The 23,527-nt window shown below is 37.6% G+C and carries 19 protein-coding genes; 8 read left to right on the forward strand and 11 right to left on the reverse strand.

Annotated features, from left to right (window positions below; genetic code table 11):
• The first annotated feature begins 175 nt into the window (after window positions 1-175).
• Both EHQ62_RS01800 and EHQ62_RS01805 read left to right on the forward strand, forming a co-directional pair.
• On the forward strand, window positions 176-1,894 hold the full coding sequence (locus tag EHQ62_RS01800) for an ABC transporter ATP-binding protein/permease (RefSeq protein WP_135640535.1): 1,719 nt from the start codon (window positions 176-178) through the stop codon (window positions 1,892-1,894).
• On the forward strand, window positions 1,875-5,168 hold the full coding sequence (locus EHQ62_RS01805) for a GH36-type glycosyl hydrolase domain-containing protein (RefSeq protein ID WP_135640536.1): 3,294 nt from the start codon (window positions 1,875-1,877) through the stop codon (window positions 5,166-5,168). The genes EHQ62_RS01800 and EHQ62_RS01805 overlap by 20 nt, the downstream gene beginning before the upstream one ends.
• A gap of 60 nt (window positions 5,169-5,228) precedes the next feature.
• On the opposite strand, the gene EHQ62_RS01810 is transcribed toward EHQ62_RS01805, so the two are convergent.
• Together EHQ62_RS01810 and EHQ62_RS01815 are read right to left on the reverse strand one after the other, a co-directional pair.
• Window positions 5,229-5,573 carry a P-II family nitrogen regulator gene (locus EHQ62_RS01810; protein WP_015678663.1) on the reverse strand — a complete coding sequence of 115 codons (345 nt, stop codon included), beginning with the start codon at window positions 5,571-5,573 and terminating at the stop codon, window positions 5,229-5,231.
• Window positions 5,574-5,593: 20 nt separating this feature from the next.
• Window positions 5,594-6,982 carry an ammonium transporter gene (locus tag EHQ62_RS01815; RefSeq protein WP_135640537.1) on the reverse strand — a complete coding sequence of 463 codons (1,389 nt, stop codon included), beginning with the start codon at window positions 6,980-6,982 and terminating at the stop codon, window positions 5,594-5,596.
• A 359-nt stretch (window positions 6,983-7,341) separates the two neighbouring features.
• Between EHQ62_RS01815 and EHQ62_RS01820 the strand changes: the two genes are divergently transcribed.
• The 3 genes from EHQ62_RS01820 to EHQ62_RS01830 are packed head-to-tail and all read left to right on the forward strand — an operon-like array spanning window position 7,342 to window position 9,763.
• Window positions 7,342-8,760 (forward strand): deoxyribodipyrimidine photolyase, encoded by a 1,419-nt coding sequence (locus EHQ62_RS01820; protein WP_167482821.1) that lies wholly within the window; start codon window positions 7,342-7,344, stop codon window positions 8,758-8,760.
• Window positions 8,757-9,041 (forward strand): ATP-dependent Clp protease adaptor ClpS, encoded by a 285-nt coding sequence (locus tag EHQ62_RS01825; protein ID WP_135640539.1) that lies wholly within the window; start codon window positions 8,757-8,759, stop codon window positions 9,039-9,041. The genes EHQ62_RS01820 and EHQ62_RS01825 overlap by 4 nt, the downstream gene beginning before the upstream one ends.
• Entirely contained in the window at window positions 9,038-9,763 is a 726-nt protein-coding gene (locus EHQ62_RS01830) for a DNA alkylation repair protein (RefSeq protein WP_135640540.1), read from the forward strand. The genes EHQ62_RS01825 and EHQ62_RS01830 overlap by 4 nt, the downstream gene beginning before the upstream one ends.
• Here the strand turns inward: EHQ62_RS01830 and EHQ62_RS01835 are convergent.
• A complete protein-coding gene (locus EHQ62_RS01835) occupies window positions 9,760-11,814 on the reverse strand; it encodes an adenylate/guanylate cyclase domain-containing protein (RefSeq protein ID WP_135640541.1) in 2,055 nt (684 codons plus the stop codon). The two genes, EHQ62_RS01830 and EHQ62_RS01835, sit on opposite strands and share 4 nt — an antisense overlap.
• Here EHQ62_RS01835 and EHQ62_RS01840 point away from each other — a divergent pair.
• The 3 genes from EHQ62_RS01840 to EHQ62_RS01850 all read left to right on the forward strand — a co-directional run bounded on the left by EHQ62_RS01840 (window position 11,813) and on the right by EHQ62_RS01850 (window position 15,271).
• Window positions 11,813-13,189, forward strand: a complete 1,377-nt coding sequence (locus EHQ62_RS01840; protein ID WP_244241588.1) for a class I SAM-dependent RNA methyltransferase — start codon at window positions 11,813-11,815, stop codon at window positions 13,187-13,189. The genes EHQ62_RS01835 and EHQ62_RS01840 overlap by 2 nt on opposite strands.
• 49 nt (window positions 13,190-13,238) lie before the next feature.
• Window positions 13,239-14,366: a SpoIID/LytB domain-containing protein gene (locus EHQ62_RS01845; RefSeq protein WP_135640542.1), complete on the forward strand. Its 1,128-nt coding sequence runs from the start codon at window positions 13,239-13,241 to the stop codon at window positions 14,364-14,366.
• A 62-nt stretch (window positions 14,367-14,428) separates the two neighbouring features.
• Window positions 14,429-15,271 (forward strand): HDOD domain-containing protein, encoded by an 843-nt coding sequence (locus tag EHQ62_RS01850; protein WP_135640543.1) that lies wholly within the window; start codon window positions 14,429-14,431, stop codon window positions 15,269-15,271.
• 2 nt (window positions 15,272-15,273) lie between these two features.
• On the opposite strand, the gene EHQ62_RS01855 is transcribed toward EHQ62_RS01850, so the two are convergent.
• The 8 genes from EHQ62_RS01855 to EHQ62_RS01890 are packed head-to-tail and all read right to left on the reverse strand — an operon-like array spanning window position 15,274 to window position 23,525.
• A complete protein-coding gene (locus EHQ62_RS01855; RefSeq protein WP_135640544.1) occupies window positions 15,274-16,506 on the reverse strand; it encodes an adenylate/guanylate cyclase domain-containing protein in 1,233 nt (410 codons plus the stop codon).
• 5 nt (window positions 16,507-16,511) lie between these two features.
• Window positions 16,512-17,333 (reverse strand): NADH-quinone oxidoreductase subunit B family protein, encoded by an 822-nt coding sequence (locus EHQ62_RS01860; RefSeq protein WP_135640545.1) that lies wholly within the window; start codon window positions 17,331-17,333, stop codon window positions 16,512-16,514.
• The gene (locus EHQ62_RS01865) at window positions 17,330-18,763 is read right to left on the reverse strand and encodes a hydrogenase large subunit (protein ID WP_135640546.1); all 1,434 of its coding nucleotides are present in this window, start codon (window positions 18,761-18,763) and stop codon (window positions 17,330-17,332) included. The genes EHQ62_RS01860 and EHQ62_RS01865 overlap by 4 nt, the downstream gene beginning before the upstream one ends.
• Window positions 18,760-19,968 (reverse strand): proton-conducting transporter transmembrane domain-containing protein, encoded by a 1,209-nt coding sequence (locus EHQ62_RS01870; protein ID WP_135640547.1) that lies wholly within the window; start codon window positions 19,966-19,968, stop codon window positions 18,760-18,762. The genes EHQ62_RS01865 and EHQ62_RS01870 overlap by 4 nt, the downstream gene beginning before the upstream one ends.
• Entirely contained in the window at window positions 19,965-20,576 is a 612-nt protein-coding gene (locus EHQ62_RS01875; protein ID WP_135640548.1) for a formate hydrogenase, read from the reverse strand. Before EHQ62_RS01875 ends, EHQ62_RS01870 begins: the two co-directional genes overlap by 4 nt.
• Before the next feature lie 9 nt (window positions 20,577-20,585).
• On the reverse strand, window positions 20,586-21,464 hold the full coding sequence (locus tag EHQ62_RS01880) for an NADH-quinone oxidoreductase subunit H (RefSeq protein ID WP_135640549.1): 879 nt from the start codon (window positions 21,462-21,464) through the stop codon (window positions 20,586-20,588).
• Between the two features lie 9 nt (window positions 21,465-21,473).
• Window positions 21,474-23,210: a proton-conducting transporter transmembrane domain-containing protein gene (locus EHQ62_RS01885; protein WP_135640550.1), complete on the reverse strand. Its 1,737-nt coding sequence runs from the start codon at window positions 23,208-23,210 to the stop codon at window positions 21,474-21,476.
• Window positions 23,211-23,240: 30 nt separating this feature from the next.
• Window positions 23,241-23,525, reverse strand: coding sequence for a hypothetical protein (locus EHQ62_RS01890; protein ID WP_135640551.1), 285 nt, complete (start codon window positions 23,523-23,525; stop codon window positions 23,241-23,243).
• Window positions 23,526-23,527 lie beyond the last annotated feature (2 nt).

Consider the following 23,527-nt stretch of genomic DNA (forward strand, 5'->3'; position numbering starts at 1 on the left):
CAAATTTCCCCCAGTACTCTTAAAAATCGTATCTACTGGAAGGGAAACGTTCGACCAAAAACAGAATTTCTGCTACGAAACATGTAGAGAAAGGGAATCCATCCACAATAAAGAAACCTTAAAATAAGCCTTGCCTTTCTAAAATCATCCTTTCTACTATGGGATATCAATTTTCATGGCGAAAAAAGTTTCAAACCAATCCACAGGGAATCATTTATTCAAAATCATCCGCCAATTGATCCAATCCAAACAAGGTCCATCTGCGATTCGTTATGGGATCTTTTTAATCCTACTTGTCATTGGTTTTAACGGTTTCAATGTATTTAATAGTTTTGTGGGAAGGGATTTTATCTCTTCTATCGAACAAAAAAATGAAACTGCATTTTACCAAAATGCAATCCTTTATGGTTTGGTATTTCTCATCTCGGCGGGAATTGGATCCATCTATCGTTTTATCGAAGAAAGATTAGGAATTTTATGGCGAGAACAATTGACCTGGCGGCTCACAGAATCATATCTAAGTGAAAAAACATACCATACAATTCTAAACCAAAAGGGTATTGAAAATCCAGACCAACGAATCACAGATGATGTGAAAGCATTTACGACAACTACATTGTCCTTTATCCTTTTGTTTCTTGGAGGTCTGTTCTCAGCCATCTCCTTTGCAGGGGTTTTATGGACAATCAATCCACTATTATTTTTGGTTGCCATCCTCTATGCAAGTTTGGGAACCTTGGCGACAGTTTATTTAGGCAAGGAACTGATCCAAATCAACTACAACCAATTGGACCTCGAAGCCAACTACCGGTCTGATTTACTGCATATCAAACAACATGCAGAATCGATTGCTTTAACACATCGAGAACTGCGAATGTCCGTTAGGTTAAAGTCGAAACTAAAAAAACTAGTCACAAATTTCAAAAAACTAATCTCCGTAAATCTTAGGTTAAGTCTTTTTACGAATAGTTACAATTATTTCATTCAAATCATTCCAATGGTCATCATCGTACCAAGTTATATGAAAGGTGAAATTGAATTTGGAGTGATCACCCAAGCAGGACTTGCCTTTACAACACTTTTAAATGCCTTTTCTCTTATTGTCACACAGTTTCAGTCCATTTCTTCTTTTACCGCAGTTGTCAAACGACTACAAACCTTAGATACTGCAATGGTTTTCTCTGAACAGAAAATGAAAGAAAAATCAAAATCAAATTATGCCTCAAACGAAATCAGATTTGAAAACTTTTGTATCTATGCAAACGATAAGTCAAAATTTATCATCGAAGATTTAAACGTAACAATCCACACAAAAGAAAGATGGCTTGTCACAGCCACCGATGAATCTTCCAAACTTAGTTTTTTTCGTGCCCTTGCTGGGATCGCAAACCAGGAAGAAGGAAAAATATACAAACCCAACCGAGACCAAATCTATTTTTTGCCAGAACAACCTTATTTGCCACCTGGTAGATTACGAAATGTCATCGTTCCCGCATTCCTAGGAAATTCAGTTTCCGATTCTAAAGTGATGAATGAATTAAAAAATCATGGATTGGATACACTCGTGAGACGACTTGGTGGCCTTTCTGCCCTAAAAGAATGGGACGACGAACTTTCATTAGCTGAAAAATTCAAAATTTCTACAATTCGTATCCAATATGCAAAACCAAAATTCCTGGTGATCGATAGACCTACTTCAAGTGTAGGTAAATTTGAAATATCCAAATTCCTCAAAAAATTTTATAATTTAGGAATCACAACCATTGTATTGGCAAAGGGAGAAGAAACAGCGTTGGAATATGATTACCATTTGAATTTGGATCATCTAGGAAAATGGACCGTAACAACACTGAATCCTTTCCGAAAGGAGCGAGATGTACCAGTTACAAAATGAATCAGGGCTTGTATTCAAATACCATCCGAATCTCTCCCTGCATTCCATTTTTCATAACCATACATTTGTTAACCTTTATGTAGGGAATGGTTTAGAACCAAGTGTATCCAATCTTTATTTAAACGTAGAATCGAACGAAATTTGCCACTCCATCCCGCTATTTTCAGTGATGGACCAAACAACGGTCCAAACTTCAGAAAGTTTATTACTCATCACACATGTTTACCATTCGATCAGAATCGAGTGTTCGATCCAACTCCATACCACAGAAAACAGTTGGAAATACAGGGTGAATGTGATAAACGAAGGAGAGGTCCCAATTCGTTGTGATTTGGTTTATGTGTCTGACATGGGACTATGCGATTACCAGGCAGCACGGTTGAATGAAGCCTTTGTCTCACAGTACATCCACCACCAAATTTTTGAAGTTCCATCATTTGGCGTCCAAATCCTCTCAAGGCAAAACGAATCTGTATTTGGAATGCATCCATCTTGTCTCCATTTTGCAAATCAAAAGATGGTCCATTATGCCACTGATGGCCTAGACATATATAGAGATGGAAAACTCACCTCTCTTCCCAATCGCCGTCGCCAAGGAGAACATTCCGTCATTGCCTTGGGATCAGAAACCATTGTGGTCCCTCAATCACAAGGTTACCAATTTGAAATTGTTGTCGTTTTTTTCCCTGACCTAAAGTCGATCACTTCCTTTGCGGAGAACAGTGGGCTACTTCCCACTGACTGGAATGGGTTTCCAAATGAAGATTTGACTGCACTTGAAAGGAAGATAAAAAACAAATCAATCTTTCAAAACCCAAAGATTCGAAGTGGAGATGCATTGGCTGAAACCCAATTACAAAAGAAATTTCCAGACGATTGGCGTGCAGTCGAACGAGACGAAAACGGAAATCTTTTGTCATTTTTTACGGAAAAAGAAACGTATGTTAGCTTGTCTCGGAAAGAAAAACTTTGCCTAAGGCCACAAGGCCAAGTCAGTCGCACAGGAAAGGAACCAATTCCATCGGAATCCTCCCTAACCTTCACTTCATATTTTTCAGGAATCTTCCTTTCTCAACTCACACAAGGCCATACAAGTTTAAATTTATTCCTGACAAGGAATCAAAATCTTTTAGGAAAACAAAAAAGTAAAGGCCTTAGGGTATTTTGTAAAGAGAAGGATACTTGGTATTTACTCGAAACACCATCCTATATGCAATTCCAACCAAAATTTTTAGAATGGGTGTATTGGAAGGAAAACACGGAACTAAAAGTTTCCATCACTGCAAACGATGATGACTCAATCCAACTAACATTCATTAGCACTGAAACCAATCCGCTAGAGATACTCATCAGTTTTTCGATTGGCTTAGATGGTGACAATGGAGACATTCACATTCCGCCAAACATCCAGACATTCCAAAACAAAGTCCAAATCACTCCCAACCCAAAGAGCCCACTCTCTAGAAGACTCGCAGGCAAAGGATTTCAGATTTTCTGTGATCAATTAGAGACGGTTAAGATCTCAGACGACAGGGTATTCTTTGCGGATGGAAGTTCACTTTCCCATTCTTACCTTACCATGCAAACCCAAGTCCATTCCAGACTTTCATTCTCCATCAAAGGTGATTTAGAAACCACTCCATCCAAAACAATAACCCCACCAAACGATGAAAATGTGAAATGTCCTAACCTTCTTTCTTCCGCATTGGATTTGAAAGACCCATCTTTTTTAGAAATGGTGACAATCCTTCCCTGGTACAAACAAAATGCGGAAATCCATTATTTGAATCCAAGAGGTTTGGAACAATTTTCTGGTGGTGGATGGGGGACAAGGGATGTTTGCCAAGGTGCATTCGAATTCCTTTTGTCCCAAGGAAATTTCCAAGCTATCAGAGAACTATTGTTACATGTCTTTAGCGAACAAAATGAAGATGGAGACTGGCCACAATGGTTTATGATATACGAAAGGGATAAAGGGATTCGGGCAAATGATTCACACGGCGACATCCTCTATTGGCCACTGCTTTCTCTTTTGACCTATTTGGAGCGAACAGAAAATTTTGCAATTTTAGAGGAGACCATTACAACTTTTGTTTCCAAACAAAAGAAAACCATTCGTGAATTGTTTGAGACGAGTCTTCGAGAAATCCAAAAACGGTTCATCCCCAATACAAATTTACCCATGTATGGAAACGGTGATTGGAACGACTCCATGCAACCCAAAGAAGAAGAATTCAGAAAAAAAGCAGTGAGTGTATGGACCGCAGAATTACAATACACCCTCTTTTCAAAATTAGGTTGGTTCTATGAATCGTTAGGTGAACTTTCACTTAACAAACATTACAATGAACAGGCAAAAAAATTAAAAACCGAAATCCATTCCATTTGTATGCCAAACGGAGTTGCCTCTGGTCTCGTGAAATTGAGTGATTCCTCAGAAAAAACTTACTTTTTACACCCACTGGATGATACCACGAAGATCCATTACAGTGTCCTTCCCATGATTTATGGAATTTTATCCAATACCTTTGAACTTAAAGAAGCAAACGAACACTTAACTCTAATCAAGGAACATTTAACAGGTCCAGACGGAGTTCGTTTATTCGACAAACCGGTATCATACCTACATGGGGACGAAAGGTTTTTCAGACGTGCCGAAACGGCTAGTTTTTTTGGCAGAGAGATTGGGTTAATGTATACCCATGCGCATCTGCGTTATTGTGAAGCCTTGGCACATATGGGAAAATCGGATGAATTTTTTACTGAACTCAATCGAACCAATCCAATTGGAATTACAAAACGAATCCCAACTGCCAATACAAGACAATCCAATTGTTATTTTTCAAGTTCCGATGCTTTTTTCTTAAATCGTTACGATGCTGATACATACTATGAAAGGATCAAAAAAGGGGAAGTGGCACTTGAAGGTGGATGGAGGGTGTATTCCAGTGGCCCTGGGATATTTTTGAAATTGTTTTTTGAACTCCTGCTAGGCATTCAAGTGCATCAATCAAAATTGATCTTAGATCCAATTTTGCCAAAATCCTTTGATGGTCTAATCATTAGGACTCAAATCTTTGGTATTAAAACTAAGATTGTATACCGCGTCCTTACAAACCAAGGTCTTGTCGAATCCATCTTATGGAATGGCACAGAAATTCCTACGAAACGTATGATAAACCCTTATCGAAAAGCTGGTCTAATAATCTTTAAAACCGATTTTGAAACATACCAAAAGGATTCAGAAAATACTTTAGAAGTTTTCATTAAATAAAAAACGTACGAGTGATGTTTCACCCGTACGTTTTCCGATTTTTCCTCTATGTAAGGAATGTTAAATGGCGCTTTTGCCTTTTTCGCCAGTTCTAATGCGAATCACTTCTTCCAATGGAGTGATAAAGATTTTACCATCCCCAATTTTTCCGTCACCACTTTTCGCTGCTTTCAAAATAGCATCTACAGTTGGTTTCACGAATTCATCATTTACCGCAATTTCGAGTCTCACTTTTCTAAGTAAGTTAACTGTGTATTCATGGCCACGGAAAACTTCAGTTTTTCCTTTTTGTTGTCCGTAACCTTGAACATCAGACACTGTTAAACGATAAATTTCGTTTTTGGTAAGTTCCGCTTTTACTTCTTCCAACTTATGTGGTTGGATGATTGCAATGATCATTTTCATAATGTTTAACTCCTATTACCTTAACCGCGAACTCGGATATTGAAATCAGGGTAAGCTTCTGCTCCATGTTCCCCAAGATCCAATCCACTAAGTTCTTCTTCTTCACTCACTCGGATACCACCAGCTAGTTTCAATACAAACCAAAGTGCAAGAGAGACAACAAAAGTGAATCCACCGATTGCTAAAATTCCATAAAGTTGTGTTAAAAAGGATGGAACGTCTACCCCTGCTGGTGAACCTTCGTATCCAAAAATCGCAACCGCAAGTGTTCCCCAGATACCACAAACTAAGTGGACTGATGTTGCACCAACTGGATCATCAATTTTCATTTTATCAAAGAATAAAACGGACAATACGACAAGAACCCCTGAAACGGCACCAATGATGGCAGCTGATGTTGGGCTAACAATTGCACAAGGTGCGGTAATACCAACAAGGCCAGCAAGAGTTCCGTTAAGAATCATACCAAGATCTGGTTTTTTTAAGATGATCCAAGCAGTCACAGTGGACGCAAGTGCACCTAATGCAGCAGAGATGTTTGTCGTTACAATCACGTGAGCCATTGTAATACCATCGCCCACACCCATAGTAGAACCAGGGTTAAATCCAAACCAACCGAGCCAGAGGATCAGAGTACCAAGAGCTGCCGAAGTCATGTTGTGACCGAGGATTGGTTTGATACGACCGTCTGGTAAAAATTTTCCTTTTCTTGCACCTAGAACAATAGCACCAGCAAGAGCGGCCCAACCACCTACTGAGTGTACTACGGTTGATCCAGCAAAGTCATGGAAACCAAGCTCTGCTAACCATCCACCACCCCATACCCAGTGACCAGTGAAAGGATACATGACAGCAACTAAAATGAATGAGAAAATCAAAAAGGAATGGAATTTAATCCTTTCTGCTACAGCTCCCGATACGATTGTCGCAGCCGTTGCCGCAAACACCAATTGGAAGAAAAATTTTGCAAGGAGTGGAACACCTGTCCAATTCATGGAAGAATAAACTCCCTTATAATCATCTCCAAGTGCAGGTGAATTATCTAAACCTGTCAAAAAGAAGATACCATTTTGTGCGTAAAATGGAGTTCCATCACCAAACATTAATCCCCAACCGATTGCCCAGTAGGAAAATGTAGCAGCAGCAAAAACGATAAAGTTTTTTGCCAAGATGTTTACAGTATTTTTTGATTGAGCAAAACCCGATTCTACAAGTGCAAAACCAGCATTCATAAAAAATACCAACATACCTGCAACTAACACCCATAAAGTGTCAAGTCCAACTGTTAGAGTTTGGATTGCTTTTGCTGTTTCTTCTGCTGGGTTCGCGACGGTTGCAGCTTCTTCTGCAAAAAGGAACATCGGAACAACCAGGAGAAGGAAGGCGATTGATTTGAAATAGTTTTTCATATTGCCATGTATCCTTTCCATGTTATTTGCTGAATAAGGATGCAAGATTGGTACCTACGCAAAAAATTCGAATGATTTTGGCTAAAAAAAATCTCCCTCTGCCTAAAAACCCCCCAAATTGCCTTACATACCCGAAATCATTTTCGGTTACCGATCCGACCTAAAAGCATACCTTTAGTCATATTGATAGAAATTGGAACAAAAAGCGTACACTATAAGCACATCGCTTTTCTCGTTTCCCTTTTGAAAAAATCGAAGAAAGGGTTTGGATCTCCCCTCTAATAGTCGTGTCACCTTCCCGAATTCGTATTTGTAATGATAAGCAAGTTCAATTAGACAAAACCTATGTCCTGTATTGGATGCAAGCCTACCGGCGTTTCGATGCAAACCATGCCTTTCTCCACGCGGTGAAACTTGCAAAGGAACTAAAAAAAGAACTCATTGTATACGAAGGACTACGGATGGATTACCCTTGGAATTCCATACGTTTGCACCAATTCATATTGGAAGGGATGGTAGAGAACCAAACAAGGGCAGACGAACTTGGGATCCAATATTGGCCTTACTTAGAAACACCAAAAAATCCGGCAAAAGGACTTTTAAAGGAAATTTGTGAAGGAGCAGCCGCAGTCGTAACAGATGACTTTCCTTGTTTTATCATCCCAGAACAAACAAAAAAACTAGCTGGCAAAATCCAATGCCAACTCCTTTCCATCGATGGAAATTCCTTACTGCCCTTTTCGGGGTTTGAAAAACCTGCAAGTGCGGCAAGAATCCTTCGTTTATGGATCCATAAAGAGTTACACAAAAATTTTCCAAAACCCAATACGATGATTTGGAAAAAAGAGGACCTACTCGAATTAAAAGGGAAAAGAAAAATCCCAGAACGAATAGGCCTTCCTAAAAATGCATTTGATCTACTAGAAACGATCCCATTCCAAAATGATGTTCCTCCTGTTAAAGGAGTAAAGGGTGGCCGGAAGGAAGCATTACGTTTGTTAAATGATTTTATCAAACAAAAATTAGACCTATACGCGACAAAACGATCAGAACCAAATCGACCTGAGTTGACCGCAACCAGTGGTTTATCACCTTACCTACATTTTGGTTGGATTGGTCTTGAAGAAATTGTTTATGCAGTCCTACAACATGCTTCGAAAGGAAAATGGAACCCTGAAAGGATGAGCCACCAAAAGCCAGGCGATCGCGAAAATTTTTATTCTCCCTCTCATGCAGCAAATCATTTTTTAGATGAACTCATCACATGGAGAGATATTGGTTATTTGTTTTTTTGGAAAGACAAACCTCAAAAAATTGACTTAAATGATCTTCCAAATTGGGTAAAAGAAAATTTCAAAAAACACCAAAAAGATCATAGAGAGTTTACCTACACACTTGAACAATTTGAATCGGCAAAAACACATGATGAACTTTGGAATTCTGCTCAAATTGAACTTGTGAAAACAGGAAAAATGCATAATTATATGCGGATGTTATGGGGCAAAAAGGTCATCGAATGGACTAAGTCTTATGAAGAAGCATTTTTGATATTAGAACATCTCAATAATAAATATGCCTATGATGGCAGAAATCCCAATTCCTATACAGGAATTTTATGGTGTTTTGGATTATTTGATAGGCCATGGTTTCCCGAACGAAATGTATTTGGGAACGTACGTTTTATGTCGTCCGACTCTACAAAAAAGAAGTTTAAAATGAATTCGTATTTGGAGTATATTGGTGAACTGAGTGGAAAATCCAACTCTCTCTTCCCATGACCTACAAAACAAAACCTCTATATGAAGAAGATACAAAATTAAAAGTAGATTCAATTTATTCTTATTTTGTCATTCTCTTCAATGATTCCATTCATGAGTTTTCTTATGTAGAGGATTGCCTTATGAAATTGTGTTTCAAAACGAAACGAGAAGCAAAAAAAATTGCGATGGAAGCCCACGCCAATGGAAAAGCAATTTGTTTCCAAGGTAGCATGGAAGAATGTGAAACGGTGGCCGAGCATATGACCGAAGCCAATTTAACAGTGAGTTTTGGCATATGAGTGATTGGAAACAAACGTTTTTAAAGGAATTAGAAAAAGTTAAAAATCCAAAAAAAGCGGCCTTTTTCCCTCGATTTTTCAAAACAGGTCCAGGTGAATACGGAGAAGGAGATAAGTTTTTAGGAATCACAGTCCCGAACCAACGAAAAATCGCAAAACTTTACGCAAACAAACTTTCTTTAGATGATCTTGAAGTCCTTATCAAATCACCTATCCATGAAGTTAGGCTTACATGCCTTTTCATATTGGTTTTTCAATACAAAAACAAAGGGATATCAGAAATAGAAAAAGGAAAGATTGTTTCCTTTTACTTCAAAAACACAAAATATATCAATAACTGGGATTTGGCGGATGCCAGTGCGGATAAAATTTTAGGAGATTATTATTTCCTAAAGGATAAAACAAAATTACTCAATCTAAAAGACTCAAAAAATCTTTGGGAAAATCGAATCGCCATTCTAAGTTCATTTGATTGGATTCGAAAAGGCCAGTATGCAGAAACCATTTACCTATGCGAAAATTTTTTAAGTCATCCCCATGATTTGATCCATAAAGCCACTGGTTGGATGCTCCGAGAAATTGGGAACCGAGACAAAAAAGTTTTGATCCAATTTTTGGAACACAACGTAACAAAAATGCCCCGCACTATGTTACGTTATGCGATCGAAAAACTAAACACTGAAGAAAGGAAAAAGTGGTTATCTTATAAAAAAGAAACTTAAGTCCGTGGGTGTACTTTGGTGACAAAGTACACTTTGACCGGTTCTGATTTCCCTTTTAAAGTTAATTCTTTGGTATCTTCATATTCAATGTATGTTTCACCACCTGCTGCGAGAAATGCAGCTTCGGATACAGCCACCTTACCGGGGATACCATGGCTTTCAAGCCTCGCCGCAGTATTCACAGCATCCCCAATCACTGTATAATCCATACGTTTGACAGACCCAATGTTTCCAACGATGGCTTCACCGTAATTGACTCCAATCCGCAAACGAAAAGTACCTGGCTCGAGTCCGAGTTCCTGATTGATTTCCACCATCCGTTTCTGCATATCAACGGCACAAGCAATTGCATGGTATGCATCCAATTCCGTTTGTTTGGGAGCTCCCCAAAATGCCATAATGGCATCTCCGATAAACTTATCCAAGGTGGCAGAATAATGAAAAATCAAATCCGAGAGTGATTCAAATATTGTATTTAAGTGATCCAAAACAACACCAGGAGGATTTTTTTCAGCAAAAGTTGTAAACCCAACGATATCTGAGAATAAAGTTGCTATATCTTTTTCTTCCCCACCTAACTTAATTTTATCGGTAACAATTGTTTCCATCACCGCAGGTGAAAAATAACGAGACAATCGATCCTTCTCTTCTTTTTGTTTTTCAACCAGTAAACGAGAATCAATCATATTTTTAACAATTGATAAGGCCACAGAAACTGTAAAGGCTGCAAACGCATAATCCTTTACAAACGTATGGCTTGGATACCATTCCCATTGCATCTCTACAAACACATCATTTAACATTAACATAATGAAGGCAAAAAATCCAAATGACACAGTGCCCATAGATGGAACCTTGCGACCTAAGAATATGATGTAAAAGAGGGAAGCACCTAATAAAATTGTGACAAAACTCCAATAAAAGAAAAACTTCGATAAAAAGAATAAATTTGGAGCAAAGATTACAATGAGAGCAGACACCAATCCTGCGGCATCAATGTATCGGTTGGTGAGTTTGATCCAACCGTTTCGCACATGAGCAAATCTTACAATGAAATTAAACAAAAAGTGAACGAGGGCAATCCAAGTTACGTATTCGATTTTTTTAATCAAAAAACCATCATTAAGAATTGAATAGATGATTTGACTCTGAAACAAAGTATTCAAAGCCATAAAAATAGAACCTAATGCAAAATAGATGGTCGCATGCTCTTCATTTCGAAACAAAAATTGCCAATAGAGATAAAAACTTCCGAGTAAAAGGGTTAATACGATTACAAAAATTTTCTTAAAGTCATTCCAATACTCAGCTCTTTCTGAATATTTATTCGATGAAACATAAAATTTATCGTGAGATAGTCCCGGACTCAAAGGATATTTTGCATACACTCGAACTGCGAGCACATTAGGTTCGTCAACTTTCAGTAGGTGGTATGGGATTCTATAAAAACGTATTTTATCACTATATAAAGATTTGTCGTCTAACTGAACATCGGTGTCAGTATCTAAGTGTAAACCAGTTCCGCCTATGAATTTACCATTCCAATAAACCGCATCAGCTTGGCTTATTTGGCCCAAGCGAACGGTTAAATTTTTAGATTTAAATTTATTTTGAATGTCTTCTTTTGTTACAATGATTTCTGTTCGGTACCATCCATACCCTTTGTATTTCTCCATATACTTTGAAAAATCAGGGTAATACAACTCTCCGTCTCCATCGGTGACTTTATCCCAACCCGTTTGGATTTGGAATCCGGAAATCCATCCTGTTCTTACTGATTCTTCCAACGTTGGTTGTGCATAAGAAAAAATATGTGCTTTGATTTCACCAGAGTCTTCATCCAAAAACACATCATCTTCTGCCGTTTCAGTGATTCTTGGAGAGTCACCTGGTTTAAAACTCCATTTGTGAATGTCTTTTCCAAAAGAGGATTCCGACCTCAAATCCAAAATTTGATTGGTCAAAAGTACCTGTGCTGAAAGGGAATTTAGGGAGAAGAAGGAAAGGCAAGAAATTACACTGAGTGAAAAGAATCTTTTCGAAAAAACCATGTCAGAAATCCTATTCAAAAGTAGTGGAACTGGCAAGAAGAAAACATTGGACAAAGTGAAAGTCGAAGGACTGAATCCTGATTTTTCAGGAATCGTAACTGCACCTAACGGAAAAAAGGTGGATATTTTTTATGTCCACCCTGGAGACGAATTAGTCGTCGAGTATGTAAAACGAAGACCGAGGCAGAGGTCATTAAAAATCCACGAAATCATCCGAAACCACTCTTGGGATTTAGTCCAATGCCAAGTTTTTGGTGAATGTGGCGGTTGCACTGGTCAACACATCCCCTATCCGTCCCAAATCAATTTAAAATTTGATCCCATCATCACATCCTTCCAGAGGGATTTAGGAATAACGATAAAACCAGTCCTCGAATCCCAAATCTACGCCTATCGCTCTCGGATGGATTTTTCCGTTTTCCCAGGCACAGAAGGTCCGGTCATCGGGCAAAGGCAAAGAGGGAATTTCCGAAAGGTTGTGCCCATCCAAACTTGTTCCATCCAATCGGAATGGGCAAATCTTGCATTGAAACGCGTACGGTCTGTACTTGAGGGAATGCCTAATGTGATTTGGGACCGAAAATCGGAACAAGGTGGACTCAAGTACCTGACGATCCGAAAGGCTCAAAACACGGAAGACGGAATGTTGGTTTTTACGTTCACGGAAGGTTTTGAAAGCCACCCCTTACTGGATGAATTCCGAAAGGTATGTTTGGCAGATCTCCACCAAGGTTCCATTATTTTTTGTTACAACCGACCAAAATCAGAAGTTTCTGCCGTGGGTCGCCCTGAACTCTTACGAGGAAAACTTACATTCACTGAAAAAGTTTTAGGACAAAGTTTTGAAGTTCCCTTTGATTCTTTTTTCCAACCAAACCCCAATGGATTTTTACCCATCCTGCATTTTATCCAAGAAAGACTTCCGGAAGAAAGAGAAGTGCTGATGGATTTATTCTGTGGGAATGGATTTTTCTCTTTGTTATACGGCGAATACTTCCAACATGTAGATGGATATGAATTAACAGAGTCTTCTATTGCGATCGCTTCTACTTTATTTGCCGAGACACACCCATCGAAAACGCACTCCTTTCAAGTATCGAATTTATTTTTATCCACTGAAAATTTACATTCTAAAGAAAATGCCACACTCATCCTTGATCCGCCTCGGGCTGGCGCAGGGAAATTGGTGAACCATTGGATCCGAGAAAAAGGCCCACGAGATGTTTTCTATGTCTCATGTAACCCTTATTCCCAAATAGAAGATGTCCGCCTTTTCATTGGGGCATATGAATGTGTTGGAGGAATCATCATCGATCCATACCCTCACACCCCTCATACGGAAACCGTGCTCCACTTTCGACGAAAAGGATCATAATTCCCTTCACCGTTTTTGCCAATCGGCCGAAATTCAAAAGGAGGGAACTATGAAAAAACGGACATCAATTCTATTTTTCTATCTGGCCATTTTTTGGCAAATTGGTTGTGCGAGTGTGATGGTGACCAATTGGATTCCGGAGGATACCAATTTTAAAGAAAGGCCTGTTCGCGTATTACTTGGTTATGCGAGTGATGAAGAAATTTTCAAAACCTCAGGTGAACTTGTTGTCAAAGATGCAAACGACCTAACGATCAAAAGAGCTTATGATTTTTTATCATTAAACCCAACTGCGATAAAAGCACCTATCTCCATTCAAAGTAACTCGGAATGGATCGAGTATAAAGGTACCAGCTACCGAGGGACGGTCCTTCTCAAACCAATCGATGGCAAAGTTTATATCATCAATTTGGTTCCAATCGAATTATACCTACTTTCAGTTGTTCCTTCTGAAGTCAGTGCCTCATGGCCGAAAGAAGCTTTAAAAGCACAAGCTGTATGTGCGAGAACGTATGTTGTAAAAGAAATGTTAAATCGCAAAAAACAAGAGTTTGATGTAGATACATCAACAAACACACAAGTTTACAAAGGTAAAAACAAAGAACATAAAAATACAACGGAAGCAGTGTTTGAAACAGAAGGATTGATTCTCATTCATAAAGGACAACCCATTCAAAGTTTTTTCCATTCCAATGCAGGTGGATACACAGAGGATCCTGCCAATGTATGGGGGAATCCAGTGGAATACTTAAAACCTGTTGCATCTGAGTATGATAAAGACGGAGACCAATATTCCTGGGAAGAAAAATGGAAAACCGATTATGTAAACCAAAGATTAAGTGATTTGGGAATCGGTGAAGTGCAGGACATCATCGTAGCGAATCGTTTTCCTACATCCCGAGTCAATGAATTAGAAATCATTGGAACCTCAGGATCAAAAAAAATCAAAGCAACAGAATTTCGTAAAAAGATTGGTGCAACAAAATTAAAATCAACACGGTTTGGCATCCGAAAAGAAGACTCAGGCGAATTCTATGTGAAAGGACTTGGTTCAGGTCATGGGGTTGGTATGTCTCAATGGGGAAGTTTTGCGATGGCTAAAAACCAATTTAATCACAAAGAAATTTTACAACATTATTTCAAAGGGATCGAATTCGCAAGGATTGTCTCAAAATAAACGCTAGATTTTAGTTTCCCTCGCCAGATAGTTTTAGAATCTGTCCTTAGGTTTTAAAACATATGGCAACACTGGAAGAATACTTAACCCAAATCAAAGATCTGACGATTGTTCCGCCAGTCTTATTATCCGTACTTTCACTAGATGATGACAATGAACTCTCCTTCGGTGAACTAGAAAAAAAAGTCCAATCCGACCAAGTCTTAGTTGCGAGACTTTTAAAATTAGCAAACTCTCCTTTTTTCTCCCGTGGAAATCCTGTTGCCAACATGAAACAAGTGATCACTCGTTTGGGTTTTAAAACTGTGAGAAGTATGGTCGCTATGTCGATGACAGATTCCCTTTTCAGCCAAGGGAATTACAAAAAATTCCGCGACGAAGTTTGGGACCATTCTGTTGCTAAAGGGATTTTTGCGCAGATCCTTTGCGAAGAAAAGAAATTCAAAAAAGAAGCCGAACTTGCAATCACATGTGGTCTCATGCAAGACTTAGGTAGAATTGTATTAAATACAATCGATCGTAAAAAATATGTGGAAGTGCTCACTGAATTCCAAACTTCCGATACAAACCTGGTTTCATTAGAAAAACAAGCCTTTGGTGTTGATTCATATGAAATGGGAAGTGCGGCAGCGAAACTTTGGAAAATGCCTGCGATCATCATTGCGACGATTGAAGATTTATCCAAACCTGTAGCGGAACAAAGTTCCCTTGGTCAAATCATAGGTTTTGCGGGGGCGATTGCAAAACTCACTGGGCATGGAAAACAAGAACCGAATTCCCTTGAAAAATTTGAAGAGTATAAATCTTCGCTCGGATTTGCCTTCGAGGAAACAAAAGAATACCTAACAGCAAAAGATGAAAAACTGAAAACAAATGAATTGTATCAGTTTTGTAGCACACTTTAACGTTAGATAGGTTTCACACTCAGGATACGATGTAAACCTTCTTTACCTTTGATTTTAACAGGTTCTAATTCTTCGTATCGATATTTCTTTGCATACTCTTCGGGCAAATGGTTGTATAAACCTTCAGAAACATATACATGCATTGGTTTTGCCATCGATTCGAGGCGACTTGCCATGTTCACCGTATCGCCAACTGCAGTATAAGACAATTTTTGAAACGAACCAACGTTACCAACAATTGCTTTTCCTGAGGCAACACCAATTCCGATTTGTGGAGTGAATCCGTAAATTTGGTCCCACTTTGGTTGCCATAACTCAAATACTTGTATCATTTCAACTGCACAGTCTAATGCATTTTGTCTATGATCTTGTTGGAAAACTGGAGCACCAAACAAACACATGATGGAATCACCAATGTATTTATCAATCATACCACCATATCCTAATATAACTTCTGTCATTGCAGTAAAGTATTCATTTAAAAACGAAATCACCTGTTCTGGCTTCATTTTTTCAGATAATGTCGTATAACCTCTGATATCTGAAAACAGTACTGAAACTTCTTGTTCTTTCCCTTTCTGATCCAAAGATAATGAGTTGTTCATCAAACTTTCAACAATAATGGGATCGACATACATCCCAAATACGTTTTGCATTTTTTTCTTTTCGTTTTCTAAATTTAATTTTTCTTCGTATTCCTTCTCTAATTCTTTTTTAAATTTTTTCACCATCGTATTCAGATCTTGTATTTCAGATTGGTTCATTCCGTACAAATCTTGAAAACGTTTTAGGCTATCGTCCATTTGAATGGAGACTACTTTCTTACGATAAATTTCTCTAAATAGATTTCGGAATCGATGTTCTAGAACGTTCTTCTTTAACCGACGTTTGCTGAAGTATTCATTTATACCTAATTGGAAGGCGTGTATGGGAAGTTGTTTTCCTTCTGCCTTTGTAAAGACGACCACTGGTAGTTCAGAGGGCCCTGCTAAATCCATGATTTGTTCCAAAACTCCTTCCGGAGCAATTTCTAATTCAGGAAATTGGATTTCTGTGATGAGTAAATCATATTGGACTTTCCGAATTTCATCGGCTCCATTTTCAAAAATAGAACGCCAAGTCAGGTCAATATAATCCCCAAACCATTCCTTGAGTAATTCGGAAATCGTATCATACGATTTCTTCTGAGGTTCTAAGACTATGACACGAACGATTTCTTCTTTTTCTAAATCCACGCGCCTTATTTTTCACTCTCTAAAAATTTGTGAAGCGCCTCTTGGAATTGGAAAGAAAATCTTCCAAGTAACAACCGAAATCCCTGTAGAATGACGTCTGGCCTAGGGGGATCTCCTGAAATGTAAAGGTCAGGATCTTGCGGAAGTTTACCCTTAGGGAAAAGCCCACCACTGACCGCTTCCGTTCCACAGGCGATCAGTGCCTTCGGTTCACTCATCACGTCCCAAGCTGTTTCTAACGGAGCTGCCATATTTTGGCTCACAGGGCCTGAAAACACAATGGCATCCGCATGTTTGGGACTGGCAACACAGCGAATCCCTTCTCTTTCCGAATCAAATACGGAATTAAAAGAGGCATTCAGTTCCGACTCAACGGTATTGTTCCCACCAGCAGCCACTTCTCTATATAAAAAACCACGTTTCTGTGTGAGGTTTCGAAATCGTTTTTGATTTTCCGAAAGTGTTAGCGGAAGGTTGGGAGATTTTTCCAAGACTCCATTTTTATAGTGAGTGTAAAATTCCTCTCGGTGTAAAGCGATCACGTAAGTAAATCCAGAGTTTGCCAATTTAACGTCTGGGCAAATGGTTACACACTGTCCACATTGTAGGCATTTGCCATAATCAATAAGGAGTTCACCTTCTCCCTTCCTTTCGATCGCTTTCGTTGGGCATTCGATTTCACAAAGCTTACAACTCCCACATCCTGAGAGCATTGCCTTCGTAGGAGTGGGAATCCCACGTTGGTTGGGATGCACAAAAACTGCTGAATCAAAATCCATTCCCTTTTTTTTTCTAAAAAAATTCAATATCTCTAATAAAGCTCTCATAAATCAAAACCAACATAACTTAAGTTAAACGATTTGTTGTTCAAAGGGAAGTCAGAAACTTGTTCCCCTCGGACTGCTAATTCTAACGCATGCCAATTCAAAACAGATGGATCCCTTATATATGAATTTTTTACGAGCCCTTCTTCATCCAATTCAAGAGCCACAAGTAAAGGCCCTCTCCAGGCTTCTACTGTCGCATAATATATACCTGGTTCTATTTTTTTTCTGAGTAACTCATTAGTCTCCCGGGAATGAGTTGGATTCCCATTCCATATTTGATCCAAATCTATCTTGGATAATGTAGATTCAATCCAATGTAATGATTGTTCGATCTCAGCAAATCGTAAGTACATCCTTGCCCACACATCACCATTATAATGGTGGTGTTCTGCTTTTAAAGGCAGTGGTTTCCAATCTGGGTATTCAGATTGACTTAACCGTAGATCCTCTTCCACACCCGCCATTCTCGAAACCATTCCAACAAATCCATATGTCGCAACATCTGCTTCTGAAATAAATCCACAACCTTGCATTCGTTCTTTTATTGTCGAAATCGAAAATGCTCTTAGTATTTGAGGACGAATTCGATCATAATATACTTTCTTTAATTGTAAAAAAGCTTGCTTGGCTTGTTTTGCATCTATCTTTCGATTGATAAAAATAGTTCCTGGTCGAATCACTGCTTTTCCAAACCTATGGCCATTCCAAGTTTCCATGAGTCCCAACGCGGCTCCCCTATCCGTTACACAAACACCATATAAAGGATAATAACCAATATCTTCTGAAATACCACCTAAATCCCCTATATGGACAGCAATTCGTTCCAACTCTACAAGGATTGATCGAAATAAACCTATTTCTTTTGGTAATTTTATTTGATAGGCATTCTCATATAACTTTGAAAATGCGAGAGCATATCCAATGCTTGTGTCTCCTGAAATTGTTTCAGAATAAGGCAAAACACGTGCCATTGGTTGGTTTAAAATCATATCTCGAATATTTCTTTTTTGAAATCCTAAACGAATGGTTAAATGACGGATCGTTTCCCCTTCTACAACAAAACGGAAATGCCCAGGTTCAATGATTCCAGCATGGATCGGCCCCACTGCATGTGAATAATTACCATCGTCAAATGGTACAGTTAAACCATGGTAAAACAAATCGCGAACAACGCCTATTTTTTGGTGAAGTGACAAATTTTTTCCACGATTATCTGATAGGTAATCTTCTTCTTTTATATTAGCATACTCTTCAGGTCCCATATCCTGACCAAGTGCATGACGTACCAACCAGAGAGGATAACGTTGGTCTAATAAAAAATCAATGTTACTTTTTTTCAAATTTTCTTGTTCCATAATAATGGATTGATTCTGAAACAAAAATTGATAAAACATACCGCTAAAGTTAGTGATTCCCGTTACTTTTGTCATAAATATTTATCCATTAAAAAAAACAAACCGTAGGTTCCAACTGTGATGGTTAACAATAATGAAAACCAAAAGAAAAGGTAGCGAATCGAGAGTATCTGATATAGATTCGAATTAAAATTCCGATTTGGAAGTTTTACCATTGGTAAAACCTTGTTTAAAGAAATAAAAAAGAAAATAGAACCTAAAATTGGAAACAAAAACAAATAGAATTTTTTGTTTAGAATTCCAATCTCTACAATTTTTAAATCCAATACAAAAACAGGAGACAAAGGAAAAACAAAAGAAACCAAAAGGGCCAATAAATAAACATACAATGCCTTATGACTCAGATTCGTATTTAAGAGAATTTGAGATATGTTTCTTTTCCCAGCATCCATACGTAAAATTCCCATCGATAAAAATACTAAAAGTTTTACAAGAATCGTTGTTGTAAGCAGAAAATAAAAGACATCATCACTCACATCAATCCACAAAAATACTGTCAGCATTCCTGTATGGAACAAAGCTACTTTAGCAGATATCCTACGAATATCATCTCGAGAAACGAGCATTAATGTAGAATACAAAATCGTTAAGACACCAATGAATAATAGGCCGTTTGAAGCATTGATAAAATGAGGGTTTAACTCTTTTTCCAAACTAACTAGTGGTCTAATTGCCAAAACAACGCTCACGGGAACAAACGATGCAATTAGTGATGAAATTTGGCTTGGACTTTCAGCATAAGTATCGCCTACCCAAAAATGATTGGGCACTAGTCCAAGTTTTCCACTATAACCATAAACCGTTAACAAAATTCCTGTCTCAACCAAAAGGCCCGGTTGTCCAAGTAATCCATTTTTTAAAGAGGAAAATTCCAAATCATTTAAAGGAGTGGAAGCAAACAATAAAATCACAATGCCAAGGAATGCTAACCCTAAAGCATAAGAATTAATTAGTAAAAATTTCCAACCGACATGAAATGATTTTTCTGTGCCACTCGATGAAATTAGCAATGCACCAAAAAGAGTTGAGGCTTCGATTAAAATCCACTTTAAAACTACATTTTCAGTAAACCAGGAGCAAAACAATACAGAGAAGAATAATATTTTAAGAAAACTCCAAAGCAAAATCCTTGTCTGACCTTTTGTAGGTGCAAAAATAGAAACAAAAAAAATAACAAAAAAAGTTATCAATCCTGTAGAATAAAATATTTCCTTCATCATACCTTTCTTTCCTTCGTATGCATATGTGGAGATAATTGCAGAATCCCTCCTGAAACAATTACCAATATGGCATCCAAAAAGGATCCAAATTCCAATCCAAAAGGTAATCCCTTATCCAAAACCATAGTTAATACAAATATACCATTTTCAAATACGCAAAATCCAGCAATCAATGCTAACCAATTTCGCCTAACAACAAAACACAACACCCCTACGTACACCAATAAAATCACATAGATTAAGGCTATTTTATGAACAGGAATTGTTAAAGCTGTAACACCCTCCGTAACTTTTACAGCGAGCACAAGCCCAAGAATCATAAATAATAAAGTAGCTAAATAACCAAACCTTGGTGTCGTACTTTCATTCATTTTGGATTTATTTGCAGTCCAACGTAAGATCAGAGGTGTCAAAATTGCTTTAAACAAAACAACTAGCGATATTAAAGATATGGCATGTTTCCAATCATCTTCATGTGTCTGGACAACAGGAAAAATTAGTAAAAAGCCTTGTATGCTTAAAAACAAAATGATTCTACTCAACCGGTTCTCCACCAAAACCACAATGCCAGTCAATAACAGCAAAAGATAAACAAAGTCATATATCATATTATTTTCCTAAGAAAGTTTCACAAGTGAACCTAAGATTAGAATTGCGATGAATGTTAATCCCATAAATTCAGGAATCCATGTCCATTTACGCCTAACACTATTTGCTTCCCAAAAACCAAGCACAATGGCAAGAACTACTACAATTGGTAAAATTAAAAACTCACGGCTAAGATCATTCATCAAAATCGAATCAAACACTTTAGAATGTTCTAAGGCAAGTTTCACTAAAAATACAAGTAATGCAGATAACTTAACGGAACTTGCTAACTCAAAAAATGCCAATTGTCGTCCTGATGCTTCTAATATCATGGCTTCGTGTACCATTGTAAGTTCAAGATGAGTCCGAGGGTCATCAAATGGTGGCTTCGCAACTTCTGCCAATATTGTCATAAATGATAATGCCAAAAACAAAATACCAATAAGTATTCCTTGAGGAGTTTCTGATATTTCAATGTGTGACTGTGCTGCAAGTATCATTAGAATAAAAGTAGGTTCTACCATTACTGACAAAAGAATCTCTCTACCAGAAGCCATACCTCCAAAAGAAGTACCTCCTTCCATCGCAAATCCTATAAAGGAAAAACGATACAATGCCAAGAAAAAAGGGATTAGAATGAAAGGAGCCCATTCAAAAAGTACAATGGTCCAAATCATTAAGGATGAATAAAGTGCTAACCTTGGAGCCAAATTTGAAATTTCAGAAAATTGGTGATGCAAAACAGGTGCTTTCAAAAATGCCTTACATACTTCCCAATAAAATTGAATCAACTTTGGTCCTTTCCTGCCTTGTGCATAGGCCCTTATTTTTCGGATGATTCCTGTTAAGAGGAATGGTAAGATAATGAATAACAAAGCTAAATAGAAGGTATAAATAATTAGTTCCATTTCTTAACCTCAAAAATCTCCAAGGATTAATAACGAAAAAATAAAAATTAAAAATATAGATGAAATTGCTAAATATCTGCTTATATCTTCATCCTTTGTTTCATTGGTTGAAGAAATAAATCGTGCTCCTAGATTAAGAAACGAAGTCACTAACAATAAGATATAATGATCCACCTTTGAATCACCATTTTTGTTAATAAAATAACGACCTAACGAATTCTTTAACGGTTCAGAAAATACCGAAGATGGGATTGATAGTTCATGGCCATCATAACCTCCTCCACAATCCCAACTTCTCTTCTTCAGATTTTTTTGTTTTTTATCGCTCACTTTATCAAATAGCAAAAATAGAATTATGACGGCGATACTTAGAAAAGAAACGAAAGATAAATTGATAAACCATTTCTCCAAAGCGGAATCAGCAAATGGTTTCAACATAGGCAATTGAATAAAAAAAGGTAATATTATTGGAAATATAAAAATCACAACTGACAAACTTAACAATGAAAGAGTTAACCATTTCTTTTTGTCATTATCTAGCGGCAATACGTTCAATTTTTTATTTGGTAATGATAAAAACATACTAAAGTATAACTTTAAATGAGTAAAACCTCCCAGCGCTATTCCGAAGAATATAAAAATCATTGAAGGTAACAAAAATACAGATCTACCAATGGGCAGGTCCAAAATTCTTACATTTAGATAGAAGTATGTTGCTTCAGAAACAAAACCCAATGTACCAGGTAAAACTGCATAACTAAAAGTTCCTGCTCCTAATAATATCGGAGACATACCTAACAACCGACCTATCCCTTTTAACGAATCACTTAAATCAAATCGAACAAGTCGCGAGACCATGCCTATTGAGAAAAGTTGAAATGTTTTGGAAAACGAATGATGGAATAAACTTAAAAAAAATAAAATCCTAAACGAGTTACTTAGATTCATCAAATCAATGTCGCCCGAAAACTGAAACATCCCTGTGATGATTAAACATAACCACAAAAAATTTAACGATTCAATTGAACTATAAGCTAAAGATATTTTTGGATTCTTGTGAAAAAAACTTGTGATGCCCCCAAAAAATATTCCAAGTGCTGCCAAGGGAAATAAAATTTGATAAACAAGGGGATCCATTTGATTTGGAAGTACATATCGATAAAACAAAAGTAATGGGAAAATTTCCAATACACCCGCAAAAGCTCCAAGTGCATGAGAAGGCCCACCTTCATTCACTTTTGGTAACCAAATATGAAATCCTGAAAATCCAGACTTTATCAATAGACCGAATAACAAAAGCAATGTACCAATACTATCTCCATTTGGTAACATAACCCAGGCTGATAAAAACAAAGCTGAAATTCCTGATGCGAGTAATAATGACCCCAAACTTTCAATTTGTTTTTTACCAAAATCCGTACCGGAATAAATTAGAATGGTTGAGAAGGATGTGATTTCTAATGCAATCGGAAGTAATAATGATTTCCCAGCTAAATAACAAACTCCTAAGGCTAACCAGAAAATGGCATATCCTATTGTTACTTTATTCTTTTCTTTAGGTTCATAAGATAAAACCAACATGAAAGAAGCGAAACCAATATAAGCTTGGATCGAAAGCCCGACTAAAATCGGGAAATCGACAGACATAATGTCGTCATTGACGATCACTAAAAAAATGAGTGGCAAAAGTGCCGATATACCAACCAATATCGATCGCAAAACCGATACCTTATTATCTTCAAACATAAATAAACCTCAATTGTGGAGATGAGAAGATTAAGTTTGAGAGGGAGGACCGCGTAATTTTAAAAGGGAAATGTTTGGCGAAAAAAGTATTTCTGGATTGGACTCAGAAATAGAGAGGAAAAGATATTGGATCGACGGAAAGAGTAAACCATAAGAATGGAAAACGGATTCGTTCTCTTGGCTTGTTTCCTCAAAATTTTTCTCAAACTGTAAGATTTCATTGGTTTCCGCAAATGAGGTGCCAATCCATTGGGCATGCGATTTTCCCAAAAAAAGAAAACCAAAAAACAGAACCAAAATTACACGAATGAACAATT

It is taken from the genome of Leptospira jelokensis, from assembly GCF_004769635.1.
In the GTDB taxonomy this organism is placed as follows: Bacteria; Spirochaetota; Leptospiria; order Leptospirales; family Leptospiraceae; genus Leptospira_A; species Leptospira_A jelokensis.

What these genes read in the sequence shown, in the direction of transcription:
- EHQ62_RS01800 (WP_135640535.1), top strand. Translation starts at nt 176, where the DNA reads ATGGCGAAAAAAGTTTCAAACCAATCCACAGGGAATCATTTATTCAAA.
- EHQ62_RS01825 (WP_135640539.1), top strand. Translation starts at nt 8,757, where the DNA reads ATGACCTACAAAACAAAACCTCTATATGAAGAAGATACAAAATTAAAA.
- EHQ62_RS01840 (WP_244241588.1), top strand. Translation starts at nt 11,813, where the DNA reads ATGTCAGAAATCCTATTCAAAAGTAGTGGAACTGGCAAGAAGAAAACA.
- EHQ62_RS01845 (WP_135640542.1), top strand. Translation starts at nt 13,239, where the DNA reads ATGAAAAAACGGACATCAATTCTATTTTTCTATCTGGCCATTTTTTGG.
- EHQ62_RS01820 (WP_167482821.1), top strand. Translation starts at nt 7,342, where the DNA reads ATGCAAGCCTACCGGCGTTTCGATGCAAACCATGCCTTTCTCCACGCG.
- EHQ62_RS01865 (WP_135640546.1), bottom strand. Translation starts at nt 18,763, where the DNA reads ATGACAAAAGTAACGGGAATCACTAACTTTAGCGGTATGTTTTATCAA.
- EHQ62_RS01830 (WP_135640540.1), top strand. Translation starts at nt 9,038, where the DNA reads ATGAGTGATTGGAAACAAACGTTTTTAAAGGAATTAGAAAAAGTTAAA.
- EHQ62_RS01860 (WP_135640545.1), bottom strand. Translation starts at nt 17,333, where the DNA reads ATGAGAGCTTTATTAGAGATATTGAATTTTTTTAGAAAAAAAAAGGGA.
- EHQ62_RS01850 (WP_135640543.1), top strand. Translation starts at nt 14,429, where the DNA reads ATGGCAACACTGGAAGAATACTTAACCCAAATCAAAGATCTGACGATT.
- EHQ62_RS01805 (WP_135640536.1), top strand. Translation starts at nt 1,875, where the DNA reads ATGTACCAGTTACAAAATGAATCAGGGCTTGTATTCAAATACCATCCG.
- EHQ62_RS01815 (WP_135640537.1), bottom strand. Translation starts at nt 6,982, where the DNA reads ATGAAAAACTATTTCAAATCAATCGCCTTCCTTCTCCTGGTTGTTCCG.
- EHQ62_RS01880 (WP_135640549.1), bottom strand. Translation starts at nt 21,464, where the DNA reads ATGGAACTAATTATTTATACCTTCTATTTAGCTTTGTTATTCATTATC.
- EHQ62_RS01885 (WP_135640550.1), bottom strand. Translation starts at nt 23,210, where the DNA reads ATGTTTGAAGATAATAAGGTATCGGTTTTGCGATCGATATTGGTTGGT.
- EHQ62_RS01810 (WP_015678663.1), bottom strand. Translation starts at nt 5,573, where the DNA reads ATGAAAATGATCATTGCAATCATCCAACCACATAAGTTGGAAGAAGTA.
- EHQ62_RS01875 (WP_135640548.1), bottom strand. Translation starts at nt 20,576, where the DNA reads ATGATATATGACTTTGTTTATCTTTTGCTGTTATTGACTGGCATTGTG.
- EHQ62_RS01835 (WP_135640541.1), bottom strand. Translation starts at nt 11,814, where the DNA reads ATGGTTTTTTCGAAAAGATTCTTTTCACTCAGTGTAATTTCTTGCCTT.
- EHQ62_RS01870 (WP_135640547.1), bottom strand. Translation starts at nt 19,968, where the DNA reads ATGATGAAGGAAATATTTTATTCTACAGGATTGATAACTTTTTTTGTT.